12 protein-coding genes are annotated in these 16,284 nt (G+C 62.1%); 10 read left to right on the top strand and 2 right to left on the bottom strand.

Annotated elements, in window-relative coordinates; all coding sequences use genetic code 11:
• Window positions 1-87: 87 nt before the first annotated feature.
• A complete protein-coding gene (gltA, locus tag IB273_RS01840; protein ID WP_045208034.1) occupies window positions 88-1,371 on the bottom strand; it encodes a citrate synthase in 1,284 nt (427 codons plus the stop codon).
• 354 nt (window positions 1,372-1,725) lie between these two features.
• Here gltA and sdhC point away from each other — a divergent pair, with 354 nt between their 5' ends.
• The 10 genes from sdhC (at window position 1,726) to brnQ (ending at window position 14,848) form a co-directional block, all read left to right on the top strand.
• Window positions 1,726-2,112, top strand: coding sequence for a succinate dehydrogenase, cytochrome b556 subunit (gene sdhC / locus IB273_RS01845; protein ID WP_167523168.1), 387 nt, complete (start codon window positions 1,726-1,728; stop codon window positions 2,110-2,112).
• The gene (gene sdhD / locus IB273_RS01850) at window positions 2,106-2,474 is read left to right on the top strand and encodes a succinate dehydrogenase, hydrophobic membrane anchor protein (protein WP_081517058.1); all 369 of its coding nucleotides are present in this window, start codon (window positions 2,106-2,108) and stop codon (window positions 2,472-2,474) included. Before sdhC ends, sdhD begins: the two co-directional genes overlap by 7 nt.
• A 3-nt stretch (window positions 2,475-2,477) precedes the next feature.
• A complete protein-coding gene (gene sdhA / locus IB273_RS01855) occupies window positions 2,478-4,250 on the top strand; it encodes a succinate dehydrogenase flavoprotein subunit (RefSeq protein ID WP_045208031.1) in 1,773 nt (590 codons plus the stop codon).
• A gap of 11 nt (window positions 4,251-4,261) precedes the next feature.
• A complete protein-coding gene (locus IB273_RS01860; RefSeq protein ID WP_045208028.1) occupies window positions 4,262-4,969 on the top strand; it encodes a succinate dehydrogenase iron-sulfur subunit in 708 nt (235 codons plus the stop codon).
• A gap of 250 nt (window positions 4,970-5,219) precedes the next feature.
• Entirely contained in the window at window positions 5,220-8,051 is a 2,832-nt protein-coding gene (locus tag IB273_RS01865; protein WP_081516699.1) for a 2-oxoglutarate dehydrogenase E1 component, read from the top strand.
• 42 nt (window positions 8,052-8,093) lie between these two features.
• Complete coding sequence (gene odhB / locus IB273_RS01870; RefSeq protein WP_192223065.1) at window positions 8,094-9,326, top strand: 2-oxoglutarate dehydrogenase complex dihydrolipoyllysine-residue succinyltransferase; 1,233 nt, start codon at window positions 8,094-8,096, stop codon at window positions 9,324-9,326.
• 81 nt (window positions 9,327-9,407) lie between these two features.
• Complete coding sequence (lpdA, locus tag IB273_RS01875) at window positions 9,408-10,844, top strand: dihydrolipoyl dehydrogenase (protein ID WP_081516701.1); 1,437 nt, start codon at window positions 9,408-9,410, stop codon at window positions 10,842-10,844.
• 160 nt (window positions 10,845-11,004) lie between these two features.
• A complete protein-coding gene (gene sucC, locus IB273_RS01880) occupies window positions 11,005-12,171 on the top strand; it encodes an ADP-forming succinate--CoA ligase subunit beta (protein WP_015477516.1) in 1,167 nt (388 codons plus the stop codon).
• On the top strand, window positions 12,171-13,052 hold the full coding sequence (sucD, locus tag IB273_RS01885) for a succinate--CoA ligase subunit alpha (protein WP_038803160.1): 882 nt from the start codon (window positions 12,171-12,173) through the stop codon (window positions 13,050-13,052). Before sucC ends, sucD begins: the two co-directional genes overlap by 1 nt.
• A gap of 482 nt (window positions 13,053-13,534) precedes the next feature.
• Window positions 13,535-14,848: a branched-chain amino acid transport system II carrier protein gene (brnQ, locus tag IB273_RS01890; RefSeq protein WP_192223066.1), complete on the top strand. Its 1,314-nt coding sequence runs from the start codon at window positions 13,535-13,537 to the stop codon at window positions 14,846-14,848.
• A gap of 77 nt (window positions 14,849-14,925) precedes the next feature.
• Here the strand turns inward: brnQ and IB273_RS01895 are convergent, their stop codons facing one another.
• A complete protein-coding gene (locus IB273_RS01895; RefSeq protein WP_192223067.1) occupies window positions 14,926-16,281 on the bottom strand; it encodes a DUF1329 domain-containing protein in 1,356 nt (451 codons plus the stop codon).
• Window positions 16,282-16,284 lie beyond the last annotated feature (3 nt).

Raw genomic sequence — 16,284 nt, forward strand, 5'->3', positions numbered from 1 at the left:
GTCGGCGGGGCTCGCTCCTGCAGGAAGGCGAAGCGCGGCAATAAAAAAGGCCGCCCGAAGGCGGCCTTTTCTCGTACGCCGTAGCGCTTAGCGGGCCTTGAGGTCCACGAAGTCGCGCTGGGTGGCGCCGGTGTACAGCTGACGCGGACGGCCGATCTTGTACGGACCGGAGAGCATTTCCTGCCAGTGCGAGATCCAGCCCACGGTACGTGCCAGGGCGAAGATCACGGTGAACATGCTGGTCGGAATGCCGATGGCCTTCAGGATGATGCCGGAGTAGAAGTCCACGTTCGGGTAGAGGTTGCGCTCCACGAAGTAGGGATCGTGGCGGGCGATTTCTTCCAGCTTCATGGCCAGTTCCAGTTGCGGGTCGTTGATGCCCAGCTCCTGGAGAACCTCGTCGCAGGTCTGTTTCATGACCTTGGCGCGCGGGTCGAAGTTCTTGTACACGCGGTGACCGAAGCCCATCAGCTTGAACGGATCGTTCTTGTCCTTGGCCTTGGCCACGAACTTCTCGATGTTGGACACGTCACCGATCTCGTCCAGCATGCGCAGAACGGCTTCGTTGGCACCGCCGTGGGCCGGTCCCCACAGGGCAGCGATGCCCGAGGCGATACAGGCGAACGGGTTGGCACCCGAGGAGCCCGCCAGGCGCACGGTGGAGGTGGAGGCGTTCTGCTCGTGATCGGCGTGCAGGATGAAGATGCGGTCCATGGCCTTGGCCAGCACGGGGCTGATCGGCTTGGTCTCGCAAGGGGTGTTGAACATCATATGCAGGAAGTTTTCTGCATAGTTCAGGTCGTTGCGCGGGTACATCATCGGCTCGCCCTTGGAGTACTTGTACACCATGGCAGCGATGGTCGGCATCTTGGCGATCAGACGATGCGCCGAGACTTCCCGGTGCTTCGGATTATTGATGTCCAGGGAGTCGTGATAGAAGGCGGAGAGCGCACCGATCACGCCGCACATCACGGCCATCGGGTGCGCATCACGGCGGAAACCGTTGAAGAAGGTCTTCAGCTGTTCATGAACCATGGTGTGGTTCTTGATGGTGCCGACGAACTTTTCCTTCTGCTCGGCAGTCGGAAGTTCGCCGTTGAGCAGCAGGTAGCAGGTTTCCAGGTAGTCGGACTTCTCGGCGAGCTGTTCGATCGGGTAGCCGCGATGCAGCAGTACACCTTTATCACCGTCGATGTAGGTGATCTTCGACTCGCAGGAGGCGGTGGACATGAAGCCGGGGTCGAAAGTGAAGTGACCCGTGGAGGTCAGGCCCCGCACGTCGACAACATCGGGACCCAGCGTGCCGGAGAGGACAGGCAGTTCGACGGGGGCAGCGCCCTCGATGATCAACTGCGCTTTTTTGTCAGCCATGATGGCCTCCTATTTATGCTTGAAATCATCTGTACGACCCCCCACGCAGGGCCCGCACCACTATAGAGAGATAAATCCGAATGTCAATTTGCACAATCGGAGAAGTTTGGCTCCTCCAAGCCCCTGTTTTGCCGGAAAAATTTGCCTGTTTACGCCTTTTCGGGGGGTGCGGCAATTAGTCCTTAGGTGAAGGTCTTTCCGTTGTCATTAGGAGCCTAACTGTCTATACTCGGCGACCAGCCGCCAAGGGCCGTCCGGCCTCGCTTGATTGGTGGTTGTCACTCCCGAAGGTGATGGGTACCTGACAAGTGCACCTCCCGACAACTAGCCCTGATTCATAGAAGGGCTCTCAGTGTGAAAAAAGCCGTGAATAGCAAACGACCCGTAAACCTAGACCTAAGGACCATCCAACTCCCTATCACTGCTTACACGTCGATTCTCCACCGCATCTCTGGCGTCATTCTGTTCGTGGGCATCGCAGTGCTGCTGTTCGCACTGGATCGTTCCCTCGCTTCGGAAGAAAGCTTCGAGCAGGTGAAGGCGTGTCTGACCCATCCGTTGGTCAAGCTTGTGATCTGGGGCCTGCTGTCTGCGCTCCTGTACCACCTGGTAGCCGGTATTCGTCACCTCGTCATGGACGCAGGTATTGGCGAAACGCTGGAAGGCGGTAAGCGTGGTTCGAAAATCGTCATCGCTGTCGCAGTGGTGCTGATCGTTCTGGCGGGGGTATGGGTATGGTAACTAACGTCACTAACTTGTCGCGTTCGGGTCTCTATGACTGGATGGTCCAGCGCGTCTCCGCGGTCGTTCTCGCGGCTTATGTTCTCTTCCTGCTGGGCTTCCTGATCGCCCACCCGGGTATCACCTACACCGAGTGGCATGGTCTGTTCTCCCACAGCCTGATGAAGATTTTCAGCCTGTTGACGCTGGTTTCCCTGAGCGTGCACGCGTGGGTTGGTATGTGGACCATCACTACCGACTACCTGACTCCGATGGCGCTGGGTAAGTCCGCGACCGTCGTGCGTTTCCTCGTCCAGGCGGTATGCGGCATGGCCATGTTCGCATTCTTCGTCTGGGGTGTGCAGATTCTCTGGGGTAACTGATCCATGGCTAGCATTCGTACTCTTTCCTTCGACGCCATCATCGTTGGTGGTGGCGGCGCCGGCATGCGCGCTGCGCTGCAACTGGCCCAGGGCGGTCACAAGACTGCCGTGGTGACCAAGGTCTTCCCGACCCGTTCGCACACCGTATCCGCCCAGGGCGGCATCACCTGCGCCATCGCTTCGGCCGACCCGAACGACGATTGGCGCTGGCACATGTACGACACCGTCAAGGGCTCCGACTACATCGGTGACCAGGACGCTATCGAATACATGTGCTCCGTCGGCCCGGAAGCCGTGTTCGAACTGGAACACATGGGTCTGCCGTTCTCCCGTACCGAGCAGGGTCGCATCTACCAGCGTCCGTTCGGTGGCCAGTCCAAGGACTTCGGCAAGGGTGGCCAGGCTGCCCGTACCTGCGCCGCGGCTGACCGTACCGGTCACGCCCTGCTGCACACTCTCTATCAGGCCAACCTGAAGAGCGGTACTTCCTTCCTTAATGAGTGGTACGCGGTTGACCTGGTGAAGAACCAGGACGGTCATGTGGTTGGCGTCATCGCTATCGACATCGAAACCGGCGACACCGTTTATATCCGCTCCAAAGCCGTGGTCCTGGCCACTGGCGGTGCCGGCCGTATCTACGCCTCCACCACCAACGCCCTGATCAACACCGGTGACGGCATCGGTATGGCCCTGCGCGCTGGCGTGCCGGTGCAGGACATCGAGATGTGGCAGTTCCACCCGACCGGCATCGCCGGCGCTGGTGTACTGGTCACCGAAGGTTGCCGCGGTGAAGGTGGCTACCTGATCAACGCCCATGGCGAGCGTTTCATGGAGCGTTACGCTCCGAACGCGAAAGACCTGGCCGGCCGCGACGTGGTTGCCCGCTCCATGGTTAAAGAAGTGATCGCCGGCAACGGCGTGGGCCCGAACAAGGACCACGTACTGCTGAAGCTCGACCACCTCGGCGAAGAAGTTCTGCACAGCCGCCTGCCTGGCATCTGCGAACTGTCCAAGACCTTCGCCCACGTTGACCCGGTTGTCGCTCCGATCCCGGTTATCCCGACCTGCCACTACATGATGGGCGGCGTTGCCACCAACATCCATGGCCAGGCCCTGACCATGGACGCCAACGGCAACGAGCAGATCATCGAAGGCCTGTTCGCCGTAGGCGAAGTGGCTTGCGTATCGGTACACGGCGCCAACCGCCTGGGCGGCAACTCGCTGCTCGACCTGGTTGTGTTCGGTCGTGCCACCGGTCTGCACCTGGAGAAGGCGCTCAAGGATGGTATCGAGCACCGCCAGGCTTCCGAGTCCGACCTGGAGTCCGCTTTCAAGCGCCTGAACGGCGTGAACGAGCGCACCAGCGGCGAAGAAGTCGCTCCGCTCAAGCGCGAGCTGCAATCCTGCATGCAGAACTACTTCGGTGTGTTCCGTACCGGCGAATACATGCAGAAAGGTATCGCTCAGCTGGCTGATCTGCGTGAGCGTATCGCTGCGGTCAAGATCAACGACAAGAGCCAGGCATTCAACACGGCGCGTATCGAAGCGCTGGAACTGCAGAACCTCCTCGAAGTGGCCGAAGCCACTGCGATTGCGGCAGAAGCCCGTAAAGAGTCCCGCGGCGCGCATGCCCGTGAAGACTTCGAGGAGCGCGATGACGAGAACTGGCTGTGCCACACCCTGTACTTCCCGGGTGAGAAGCGTGTAGCCAAGCGTGCCGTCAACTTCGCGCCGAAAACTGTTCCGGCATTCGAACCCAAGGTTCGTACTTACTAAGGGTGCCCGCCATGTTGCAAGTGAGTGTTTACCGCTACAACCCTGAGAAGGACGCTGCGCCTTACATGCAGGACTTCCAGGTCGATACCGACGGCAAGGACATCATGGTCCTGGACGTGCTGGCGCTGATCAAGGAACAGGACGAGGGCTTCTCCTACCGTCGTTCCTGCCGTGAAGGCGTGTGCGGTTCCGACGGTATGAACATGAATGGCAAGAACGGCCTGGCCTGCATCACCCCCCTGTCGGCCGTTGGCCTGAAGGGCGGCAAGCTGGTCATTCGCCCGCTGCCCGGCCTGCCGGTCATCCGTGACCTGGTTGTCGACATGCGCATCTTCTACAAGCAGTACGAGAGCGTGAAGCCGTTCCTGCAGAACAAATATGCAGCGCCGGCCATCGAACGTCTGCAAAGCCCGGAAGAGCGCGAGAAGCTGGACGGTCTGTACGAGTGCATCCTGTGCGCCTGCTGCTCGACGTCCTGCCCGTCGTTCTGGTGGAACCCGGACAAGTTCCTGGGTCCCGCCGCACTGCTGCAAGCCTATCGCTTCCTGGCCGACAGCCGTGACACCGAAACTCAGGCGCGCCTGGCGAGCCTGGATGACCCGTTCAGCGTCTTCCGCTGCCGCGGGATCATGAACTGCGTGAACGTCTGCCCGAAGGGTCTGAACCCCACCAAGGCAATCGGTCACATCCGTAACATGCTGCTGCAGAGCGGCACTTGATCCGAGGGCCTCGCGCCCAAAGATCATTGCAAGAGCGACACCTGTGCCGCCGGAACATTTTCCGGCGGTACAGTCCCTAGGACCCAAGCCCACAAAGCGGGGGTCCTGTTTTGAAAACGTATATATGACCAGCAGGGGCATCCGGGCTGGTACCCGGACTATCTGCGGGGATCGGTGGCTTGAAGTCGCTGTGTATGACTTCGCGCCAGAGATTCCACAGGTGGAGTCCCCTTACCGAGGGTGACCAAGCATGCACGAAAGCGTAATGCAGCGGATGTGGAACAGTGCCCATCTATCCGGTGGAAACGCTGCCTACGTCGAAGAGCTCTACGAGCTCTACCTGCACGACCCGAACGCTGTGCCAGAAGAGTGGCGCACGTACTTCCAGAAGCTCCCCGCCGACGGCAATCCTGCCCCCGACGTCTCGCATTCCTCTATCCGTGATCATTTCGTACTCCTGGCCAAGAACCAGCGCCGCGCTGCGCCTGTTTCCGCTGGCAGCGTAAGCACCGAGCACGAGAAAAAGCAGGTTGAAGTCCTGCGTCTGATCCTGGCATATCGTCTGCGTGGACATCAGGCAGCATCGCTCGATCCGCTGGGTCTCTGGGTGCGTACCGCTCCCTCCGATCTGTCGCTCGAACACTACGGGCTCACCGCTGCAGACCTCGACACTACTTTCCGTACCGGTGAGCTCTACATCGGCAAGGAAGAAGCGACCCTGCGTGAAATCATCGATGCGCTGAAGCAGACCTACTGCAGCACCATCGGCGCCGAGTTCATGCACATCGTCGATTCCGAGCAGCGCCACTGGTTCGCCCAGCGCCTTGAAAGCGTGCGCGGCCGTCCGACGTATTCCGCCGACGCCCGTTCCCACCTGCTCGAGCGCCTGACCGCTGCCGAAGGCCTGGAAAAGTACCTGGGCACCAAGTACCCGGGCACCAAGCGCTTCGGCCTGGAAGGCGGCGAGAGCCTGATCCCGATGATCGACGAGATCATCCAGCGCTCCGGCTCCTACGGCGTCAAGGAAATCGTCATCGGCATGGCCCACCGTGGCCGTCTGAACGTCCTGGTCAACACCCTGGGCAAGAACCCGCGCGACCTCTTCGACGAGTTCGAAGGCAAGAAACTGGTCGAACTGGGCTCGGGTGACGTGAAGTACCACCAGGGCTTCTCCTCCAACGTCATGACCACCGGCGGCGAAGTCCATCTGGCCCTGGCGTTCAACCCCTCGCACCTGGAAATCGTTTCCCCGGTGGTCGAGGGCTCGGTACGCGCTCGTCAGGACCGTCGCAAAGACGGCAGCGGCGACAAGGTCGTGCCGATCTCCATCCACGGCGATGCCGCCTTCGCGGGGCAGGGCGTGGTCATGGAAACCTTCCAGATGTCGCAGACCCGTGCTTACAAGACGGGCGGCACCATCCACATCGTGATCAACAACCAGGTCGGCTTCACCACCAGCCGTCAGGACGATGCTCGTTCCACCGAGTACGCGACCGACGTGGCGAAGATGATCCAGGCGCCGATCTTCCATGTGAATGGCGACGATCCGGAAGCGGTCCTGTTCGTGACCCAGCTGGCCATCGATTACCGCATGCAGTTCAAGCGTGACGTGGTCATCGACCTGGTCTGCTACCGTCGTCGCGGCCACAACGAGGCCGACGAGCCGAGCGGCACCCAGCCGATGATGTACCAGCAGATCGCCAAGCAGCGCACCACCCGTGACCTGTATGCCGACGCGCTGATCGCCGCTGGCGTGCAGACCACCGAGCAGGCCCAGGAGAAGGTCGACGAATACCGCGACGCTCTCGACAACGGCCTGCACGTGGTGAAGAGCCTGGTGAAGGAGCCCAACAAGGAGCTCTTCGTCGACTGGCGTCCGTACATCGGCCACGCCTGGACCGCCCGTCACGACACCCGTTGCGACCTGAAGACCCTGCAGGACCTGTCCAACAAGCTGCTGGAAACCCCGGACGGCTTCGTCATGCAGCGTCAGGTACAGAAGATCTACGAAGACCGCGCCAAGATGGCTGCCGGTGGTTTCCCGATCAACTGGGGCTTCGCCGAGAACCTGGCCTACGCCACCCTGCTGTTCGAAGGTCACCCGGTCCGCATGACCGGTCAGGACGTCGGCCGCGGCACCTTCTCGCACCGCCACGCGGCGCTGCACAACCAGAAGGACGACTCGGTCTACATCCCGCTGGCCAACCTGTTCGACGGCCAGCCGCGCGTCAGCCTGTACGACTCCTACCTCTCGGAAGAAGCTGTACTGGCGTTCGAATACGGCTACGCCACCACCACCCCGGATGCACTCGTGGTGTGGGAAGCGCAGTTCGGTGACTTCGCCAACGGTGCACAGGTCGTGATCGACCAGTTCATCACCAGCGGCGAAACCAAGTGGCAACGTCTGTGTGGTCTGACCATGCTGCTGCCGCACGGTTACGAGGGCCAGGGCCCGGAGCACTCCTCCGCGCGTCTGGAACGTTACCTGCAGCTGTGCGCCGAGCAGAACATCCAGGTCTGCGTGCCGACTACTCCGGCTCAGGTCTACCACATGCTGCGTCGTCAGGTGATCCGTCCGCTGCGCAAGCCGCTGATCGTGATGACTCCGAAGTCGCTGCTGCGTCACAAGCTGGCCATCTCGACCCTGGAAGATCTGGCCGACGGTTCGTTCCAGACTGTGATCAACGAGATCGACAGCCTGGATCCGAAGAAAGTCGACCGCATCGTGCTGTGCAGCGGCAAGGTCTACTACGACCTGCTGGAGAAGCGTCGTGCCGAAGGTCTCGAGAATATCGCGATCGTTCGTATCGAGCAGCTGTATCCCTTCCCGGAAGACGATCTGACCGAGGTGCTGTCGCAGTACAAGAACCTCAAGCACATCGTCTGGTGCCAGGAAGAGCCGATGAACCAGGGCGCCTGGTTCTGCTCGCAGCACCACATGCGTCGTGTCATCGCCGCGCACAAGAAAGGTCTCAATCTGGAATACGCGGGCCGCGAAGGCTCGGCAGCTCCGGCTTGCGGCTACGCTTCGATGCACGCCGAGCAGCAGGAAAAACTGCTGCAGGACGCCTTCACCGTTTAACGCCAACGCGCAGTTGATACCGAATTTAAGGAAACACACATAATGGCTATCGAAATCAAAGCCCCAACCTTCCCGGAATCGGTTGCCGACGGCACCGTCGCAACCTGGCACAAGAAGGTCGGTGAAGCCGTCAAGCGTGACGAGCTGATCGTCGACATCGAGACCGACAAGGTCGTGATCGAAGTACTGGCCGAGGCCGACGGCGTCCTGGCTGAGATCGTCAAGAATGAAGGCGACACCGTTCTTTCCAACGAACTGCTGGGCAAGCTGAGCGAAGGCGGTGCTGCCGCTGCCGCTCCGGCTGCTGCCTCGGCTCCGGCTGCCGCACCGGCTGCTGCTGCCACTGCCGCCGTTGCCGGCGACGACAACATCCTCTCGCCGGCTGCCCGCAAGCTGGCCGAAGAGAACGGCATCGACCCGAACAGCCTGGCCGGCACCGGCAAGGGCGGTCGCGTGACCAAGGAAGACGTCGTAGCCGCTGTTGAAGCCAAGAAGAATGCCCCGGCTGCCGCTCCGGCCGCCAAGGCAGCTGCTCCGGCCGCTGCCGCTGCTCCCGTGTTCGCCGCTGGCGACCGCGTCGAGAAGCGCGTGCCGATGACCCGCCTGCGCGCCAAGGTTGCCGAGCGTCTGGTCGAAGCCCAGTCCTCCATGGCCATGCTGACTACCTTCAACGAAGTCAACATGAAGCCGATCATGGACCTGCGCAACAAGTACAAGGACCTGTTCGAGAAGAAGCACAACGGCGTTCGCCTGGGCTTCATGTCCTTCTTCGTCAAGGCCGCCACCGAAGCCCTGAAGCGCTTCCCGGGCGTCAACGCCTCGATCGACGGCAACGACATCGTCTACCACGGCTACCAGGACATCGGTGTGGCAGTTTCCAGCGACCGCGGTCTGGTCGTACCGGTTCTGCGCAATGCCGAGTTCATGAGTCTGGCCGAGATCGAGAACGGCATCGCCACCTTCGGCAAGAAAGCCAAAGACGGCAAGCTGTCCATCGAAGACATGACCGGTGGTACTTTCACCATTTCCAACGGTGGCGTATTCGGTTCCCTTCTGTCGACTCCGATCGTCAACCCGCCGCAGACCGCCATCCTCGGCATGCACAAGATCCAGGAACGCCCGATGGCCGTTAATGGCCAGGTAGTGATCCTGCCGATGATGTACCTGGCGCTGTCCTACGATCACCGCATGATCGATGGCAAGGAAGCGGTAAGCTTCCTGGTCACCATGAAGGATCTGCTGGAAGATCCGGCTCGCCTGCTGCTCGACGTCTGATACGTCAGTTCACACGACGGCCCCGTACTACACGACGGCCCCGAAAGGGGCCGTCCGCTTCACCGGAATAAGGATTGAGACATGAGCCAGAAATTCGACGTGGTTGTGATTGGTGCCGGCCCCGGCGGTTACGTAGCCGCCATCCGTGCCGCCCAACTCGGCCTGAAGACCGCTTGCATCGAGAAGTACATCGGTAAAGAGGGCAAGGTCGCTCTCGGCGGTACCTGCCTGAACGTAGGCTGCATTCCGTCCAAGGCGCTGCTGGACAGCTCCTGGAAGTACAAGGAAGCCAAAGAGAGCTTCGACGTTCACGGTATCTCCACTGGCGAAGTGAAGATGGACGTTCCGGCGATGATTGGTCGCAAGGCCAACATCGTGAAGAACCTGACCGGCGGCATCGCCACCCTGTTCAAGGCCAACGGCGTGACCTCCTTCGAAGGCCACGGCAAGGTCCTGGCCAACAAGCAGGTCGAAGTGACCGGCCTGGACGGCAAGACCCAGGTTCTGGAAGCCGACAACATCATCATCGCTTCGGGCTCCAAGCCGGTCGAAATCCCGCCGGCCCCGCTGACCGAAGACATCATCGTCGACTCCACCGGCGCCCTGGAATTCCAGAGCGTACCGAAGAAGCTCGGCGTGATCGGCGCTGGCGTCATCGGCCTGGAACTGGGTTCGGTCTGGGCTCGCTTGGGCGCTGAAGTCACCGTCCTGGAAGCCCTGGACAAATTCCTTCCGGCTGCCGACGAGCAGATCGCCAAGGAAGCCCTGAAGACCCTGACCAAGCAAGGTCTGAACATCCGCCTGGGCGCGCGCGTCACCGGTTCGGACGTGAAGAAGAAGCAGGTCACCGTGACCTTCACCGACGCCAACGGCGAGCAGAAGGAAGTCTTCGACAAGCTGATCGTGGCCGTGGGCCGTCGCCCGGTGACCACCGATCTGCTGGCTGCCGACAGCGGCGTGACCCTGGACGAGCGTGGCTTCATCTTCGTCGACGACCAGTGCAAGACCAGCGTTCCGGGCGTCTACGCCATCGGTGACGTGGTCCGCGGCGCCATGCTGGCGCACAAGGCCTCGGAAGAGGGCGTGATGGTTGCCGAGCGCATCGCTGGCCACAAGGCCCAGATGAACTACGACCTGATTCCGTCGGTGATCTACACCCACCCGGAAATCGCATGGGTCGGCAAGACCGAGCAGCAGCTCAAGGGTGAAGGCGTCGAAGTCAACGTCGGTACCTTCCCGTTCGCCGCCAGCGGCCGCGCCATGGCTGCCAACGACACCGGCGGTCTGGTCAAGGTCATCGCCGATGCCAAGACCGACCGCGTACTGGGCGTCCACGTGATCGGCCCGAGCGCCGCCGAGCTGGTTCAGCAGGGCGCGATCGGCATGGAATTCGGCACCAGTGCCGAAGACCTGGGCATGATGGTCTTCTCCCACCCGACTCTGTCCGAAGCGCTGCATGAAGCGGCCCTGGCAGTGAATGGCCACGCCATCCACATCGCCAACCGCAAGAAGCGCTAAGGAACGGGACCACGGCGGGGAGGGCGGCAGTCTTTTGCGAGGGGCTGCCGTCCATCCCGCCGGATCGTTTCTCCCCCGAGGGGGACTCGGTCACAGGTGGCGTGGTGCCACGAGCGCCGCGCCGAATGCGCAATACCCAAGACGAAAACGGTAGACAAGCATGAATCTCCACGAATATCAGGGTAAGCAGCTGTTCGCTGAGTACGGCCTGCCCGTATCCAAGGGCTTCGCCGTCGACACACCCGAAGAGGCCGCAGAAGCCTGTGAAAAGATCGGTGGTACCGAGTGGGTCGTTAAGGCCCAGGTACACGCCGGTGGCCGCGGTAAAGCGGGCGGTGTGAAGCTGGTCAAGAGCAAAGAGGACGCCAAGGCGTTCGCCGCCAACTGGCTGGGCAAGCGTCTGGTGACTTACCAGACTGACGCCAATGGCCAGCCGGTCAGCAAGATCCTGGTGGAATCCTGCACCGACATCGACAAGGAGCTGTACCTCGGCGCCGTTGTCGACCGTTCCAGCCGTCGCATCGTCTTCATGGCCTCCACCGAAGGTGGCGTGGACATCGAGAAAGTTGCGCACGAAACCCCTGAGAAGATCCTCAAGGCGACCATCGATCCGCTGGTTGGCGCGCAGCCTTACCAGGGTCGTGAGCTGGCCTTCCAGCTGGGCCTGAAGGGCGACCAGATCAAGCAGTTCACCCACATCTTCGTTGGCCTGGCCAAGCTGTTCCAGGACTACGACCTGGCGCTGCTGGAAGTGAACCCGCTGGTGATCAAGAAAGACGGCAACCTGCACTGCCTGGACGCCAAGATCAACATCGACTCCAACGCCATGTACCGTCAGCCCAAGCTGCGGGCCATGCACGACCCGTCCCAGGACGACGCTCGTGAAGCCCATGCGCAGAAGTGGGAACTGAACTACGTCGCGCTGGAAGGCAACATCGGTTGCATGGTCAACGGTGCTGGCCTGGCCATGGGCACCATGGACATCGTCAACCTGCACGGCGGCAAGCCGGCCAACTTCCTCGACGTTGGCGGCGGTGCCACCAAAGAGCGCGTGACCGAAGCGTTCAAGATCATCCTGTCCGACAGCAACGTCGCTGCCGTTCTGGTGAACATCTTCGGCGGCATCGTTCGCTGCGACATGATTGCCGAAGGCATCATCGGCGCCGTGAAAGAAGTCGGCGTGAAAATCCCGGTTGTCGTTCGTCTGGAAGGCAACAACGCCGACCTCGGCGCCAAGGTCCTGGCCGAAAGCGGTCTGAACATCATCGCGGCGACCAGCCTGACCGACGCTGCCCAGCAAGTCGTCAAGGCCGCGGAGGGTAAGTAATGAGCGTCCTGATCAATAAAGACACCAAAGTCATCTGCCAGGGCTTCACCGGCTCGCAGGGTACCTTCCACTCCGAACAAGCCATCGCCTACGGCACCAAGATGGTTGGCGGCGTGACCCCCGGCAAGGGCGGCACCACCCACCTGGGCCTGCCGGTGTTCAACACCGTCAAGGAAGCCGTGGAAGCTACCGGCGCTGACGCTTCGGTCATCTACGTTCCGGCTCCGTTCTGCAAGGACTCGATCCTGGAAGCGGCCTTCGGCGGCATCAAGCTGATCGTCTGCATCACCGAAGGCATTCCGACCATCGACATGCTGGAAGCCAAGGTCAAGTGCGACGAGCTGGGCGTACGCCTGATCGGCCCGAACTGCCCGGGCGTGATCACTCCCGGCGAGTGCAAGATCGGCATCATGCCGGGTCACATCCACCTGCCGGGCAAGGTAGGCATCGTGTCGCGTTCCGGCACCCTGACCTACGAAGCCGTGAAGCAGACCACCGACGCCGGCTTCGGCCAGTCCACCTGCGTGGGCATCGGTGGTGACCCGATCCCGGGCTCCAACTTCATCGACATCCTGAAGCTGTTCCAGGAAGACCCGAAAACCGAGGCCATCGTCATGATCGGCGAAATCGGTGGTTCGGCCGAAGAAGAAGCGGCTGCCTACATCAAGGCCAACGTGACCAAGCCGGTGGTGTCCTACATCGCTGGTGTAACCGCACCGCCCGGCAAGCGCATGGGCCACGCCGGCGCCATCATCTCCGGCGGCAAGGGCACTGCGGACGAGAAGTTCGCTGCCCTGCAGGACGCTGGCGTGAAAACCGTGCGTTCCCTGGCTGACATCGGCAAGGCCCTGGCCGAGCTGACCGGCTGGCCGGTCAAGTAAGCGCCTCGCATACTTAACCGCCTGTCAACAGAGGCCACCTTCGGGTGGCCTCTGTCGTTATGGCGGCGTCTACAAAGTGTCGTTCAGGCGACATCGCCGATCATTGCGCGGACGATCTGACGTATGTCAGTGCAGTTCATCGGAATAGATCGTTAGGCTAGCAACTATATGAAGCGTCGCGTTCCCCACAAGGGAAGGCTCGCTCACCGTCAATTCCTACCCGGAAGCGACGGCGATTCCTGACCGGCAAGGATGTCGGGATAACCAGAATGCAGGAGCAACCGGGCCACGAGCCCATGGAAAACCTCTGCTATCGGACTTCCAAGAACAAATCACCGTACCGATGACAGCAGCATCACAGGATGCCCAGGCTCGCCCAGCGTGAGTCGGCCAATCCCGTTCGATGCGGCTTTGTTACGTCTGTATGGTGTGCGTGCCTTGGGAGACCACGAAACCGTTTCAGCACTGTGGTATTTCCCTTCATGAAAGTCTTGAAAGGCCAGGACGTCCTGGCACTTGGTTTTATGACCTTCGCGCTGTTCGTCGGCGCGGGCAACATCATCTTCCCGCCGATCGTGGGCCTGCAGTCGGGGCCGCATGTGTGGATGGCCGCGCTGGGCTTCCTGATCACCGCAGTCGGCCTGCCGGTGATCACCGTCGTCGCGCTGGCCAAGGTCGGTGGGGCGATGGACACCCTGAGCCACCCCATCGGCAAGGTCGCCGGCGGGTTGCTGGCGGCTGTCTGCTACCTGTCGGTCGGGCCGCTGTTCGCCACCCCGCGTACCGCCACCGTGTCCTTCGAAGTCGGCCTGGCGCCGCTGACCGGGGAGGGCGCGCTGCCGCTGTTCCTCTACAGCCTGGTGTACTTCGCGGTAGTACTGATGATCTCGCTGTATCCGGGCAAGCTGCTCGATACCGTCGGCCGCTTCCTCGCGCCGCTGAAGATCATTGCCCTGGCCGCCCTGGGCATCGCCGCCTTCATGCTGCCGGCCGGTCCCATCGGCGTCGCTGAACCGGCCTACCAGGCCGCGGCGTTCTCCCAGGGCTTCGTCAATGGCTACCTGACCATGGACACCCTCGGCGCGCTGGTCTTCGGCATCGTCATCGTCAACGCGATCCGCTCCCGTGGCGTCGACTCGCCGCGGCTGATCACCCGCTACGCCATCATCGCCGGCCTGATCGCCGGGGTCGGCCTGGCGCTGGTATATATCAGCCTGTTCCGCCTGGGCTCGGGCAGCCACGACATCGCCGCCGGTGCCGCCAACGGTGCTGCCGTCCTGCACGCCTATGTACAGCACACCTTCGGCTCGCTGGGCAGCACCTTCCTCGCCGTGCTCATCGCGCTGGCCTGCCTGGTCACCGCCGTTGGCCTGACCTGCGCCTGCGCCGAGTACTTCTGCCGCATCCTGCCGCTGTCGTACCGCAGCCTGGTGGTCATCCTCGCCGGCTTCTCGCTGCTGGTATCGAACCTGGGCCTGACCAAGCTCATCCAGTTCTCGATCCCGGTGCTGACCGCCATCTACCCGCCGTGCATCGTGCTGGTGGCGCTGAGCTTCTGCGCCAGCCTGTGGCGTTCGCAGACCCGCATCGTCGCTCCGGTGATGGTGATCTCCTTCGTCTTCGGTCTCATCGATGCCCTGAAGGGGGCCAAGCTCGACGCCTGGATGCCGGCCTGGATGGAACACCTGCCGCTGGCCGAACAGGGCCTCGCCTGGCTGATCCCTTCGGTCGCCATGCTGGCGGTGATGGTGGTGATCGACCGCCTGCTGGGCAAACCTCAGGAAGCGATGGCCTGATATCCTGCCATCCACGAAAAAGGCCGCCCACAAGGCGGCCTTTTTCATGCAGGTCGATTTATCCCGTTCGCTGAAGGTCAGCGGATGCCCTGGTTCCTCAGCGCCGTCGGGGTGTAGTCGACGCTGCTGGCCTTGAAGCCGAACTCCACCTGGGACTTCTCCTGGTTGGTCAGGCCGGACACCAGGTAGCGACCATTGATGAGGTCATAGATGGCCTCCACGCCCAGCCAGGGAATCTGCTTGTCGTACAGCGGTGTCATGAAGCTCTCGCCCACGCGCCAGAGGGTGCCGCGGCCGTCGTAGTGGTCGGCGAGCACGGCCTGCCAGGTGTCCTCGTCGAGGAACAGCACGCGGCGTGCATAGATGTGTCGCTCGCCGGCGCGCAGGGTGCCTTCGACCTGCCAGACGCGGTGTTTCTCGTAGCGCACCAGGTCCTGGTTGAGGTGGCCGGGTTTGACCAGGTCGTCATAGCGGTGGGTGGTGGAGTCCAGGGCGAAGCTGTTGTAGGGCACATAGATTTCCTTCTTGCCCACCAGCTTCCAGTCATAGCGGTCCGGCGCGCCGTTGAACATGTCCAGGTTGTCCGCGACACGCAGGCCATCGGAGGCCGGGTAGGGGCCGTCGTAGGCGATCTGCGGGGCGCGGCGCACGCGGCGCTGGCCAGCGTTGTAGACCCAGGCCATGCGTGGCTCGCGGACCTGGTCGAGGGTCTCGTGGACCAACACCACATCGCCCGCCAGGCGCGCCGGCGCGGTGACCAACTGCTTGTAGTAGAAGAGGACGTTGTTGTCCTTGTCCGGGCTGTAGTCGGTGAGCTGGTCGCGATAGCTGAGCTGCTGCTGGAAGTAGGTGGGCGTGTAGGTGCCGCTGGCGGTGGGCGTCGCCTGCACGTGCAGACGCTGGGCGCTGCCGCCGCGGTAGCGGGTGATGTGGTTCCACAACGCCTCGACGCCGCTCTGCGGAATGGGGAAGGGAATCGCCGTCTGGAAGTCCTTCAGGCCATTGCCGCCCTCGACCAGGCTGGCATGGCGCGCATTCGCGGACACAGCTTGCAGTACCGCTGCCGGGTAGGTCGCCGAGCGATGCGCGGGATAGACGTTGAGGTGGTAATCCGGGTAGCGCTGCAGCATCGCCTGCTGGCCCGGCGTGAGGTTCGCCGCGTACTGCGCCATATTCTTCGCGGTGATGGTGAACAGCGGTTTTTCCGCGGCGAAGGGGTCGCTCAGGCGGCCGTCAGCGCCGCGACTGCCTGCGTTGGCTGGCAGGCCGCCGTCCCAGGCGGGAATGCTGCCGTCGGCATTGCCGGCGCGCTCCGCACCCAGGGGCGTGAGGGTGTTGCCCAGTTTCGCCGCTTCCGTTTCGGGAACGGCAGCCTGGAGGTTGAAGGGCAGGGCCAGGAACAGCAGTGAAGCGCACGCAAGTTTCTTGTTCATCGG

It is taken from the genome of Pseudomonas sp. PDM19, from assembly GCF_014852215.1.
Lineage (GTDB): Bacteria > Pseudomonadota > Gammaproteobacteria > Pseudomonadales > Pseudomonadaceae > Pseudomonas.

Coding starts and splice junctions, on each gene's coding strand:
- gltA (WP_045208034.1), bottom strand. CDS start 1,371: ATGGCTGACAAAAAAGCGCAGTTGATCATCGAGGGCGCTGCCCCCGTC.
- sdhD (WP_081517058.1), top strand. CDS start 2,106: ATGGTAACTAACGTCACTAACTTGTCGCGTTCGGGTCTCTATGACTGG.
- sdhA (WP_045208031.1), top strand. CDS start 2,478: ATGGCTAGCATTCGTACTCTTTCCTTCGACGCCATCATCGTTGGTGGT.
- IB273_RS01860 (WP_045208028.1), top strand. CDS start 4,262: ATGTTGCAAGTGAGTGTTTACCGCTACAACCCTGAGAAGGACGCTGCG.
- IB273_RS01865 (WP_081516699.1), top strand. CDS start 5,220: ATGCACGAAAGCGTAATGCAGCGGATGTGGAACAGTGCCCATCTATCC.
- odhB (WP_192223065.1), top strand. CDS start 8,094: ATGGCTATCGAAATCAAAGCCCCAACCTTCCCGGAATCGGTTGCCGAC.
- lpdA (WP_081516701.1), top strand. CDS start 9,408: ATGAGCCAGAAATTCGACGTGGTTGTGATTGGTGCCGGCCCCGGCGGT.
- sucC (WP_015477516.1), top strand. CDS start 11,005: ATGAATCTCCACGAATATCAGGGTAAGCAGCTGTTCGCTGAGTACGGC.
- sucD (WP_038803160.1), top strand. CDS start 12,171: ATGAGCGTCCTGATCAATAAAGACACCAAAGTCATCTGCCAGGGCTTC.
- brnQ (WP_192223066.1), top strand. CDS start 13,535: ATGAAAGTCTTGAAAGGCCAGGACGTCCTGGCACTTGGTTTTATGACC.
- IB273_RS01895 (WP_192223067.1), bottom strand. CDS start 16,281: ATGAACAAGAAACTTGCGTGCGCTTCACTGCTGTTCCTGGCCCTGCCC.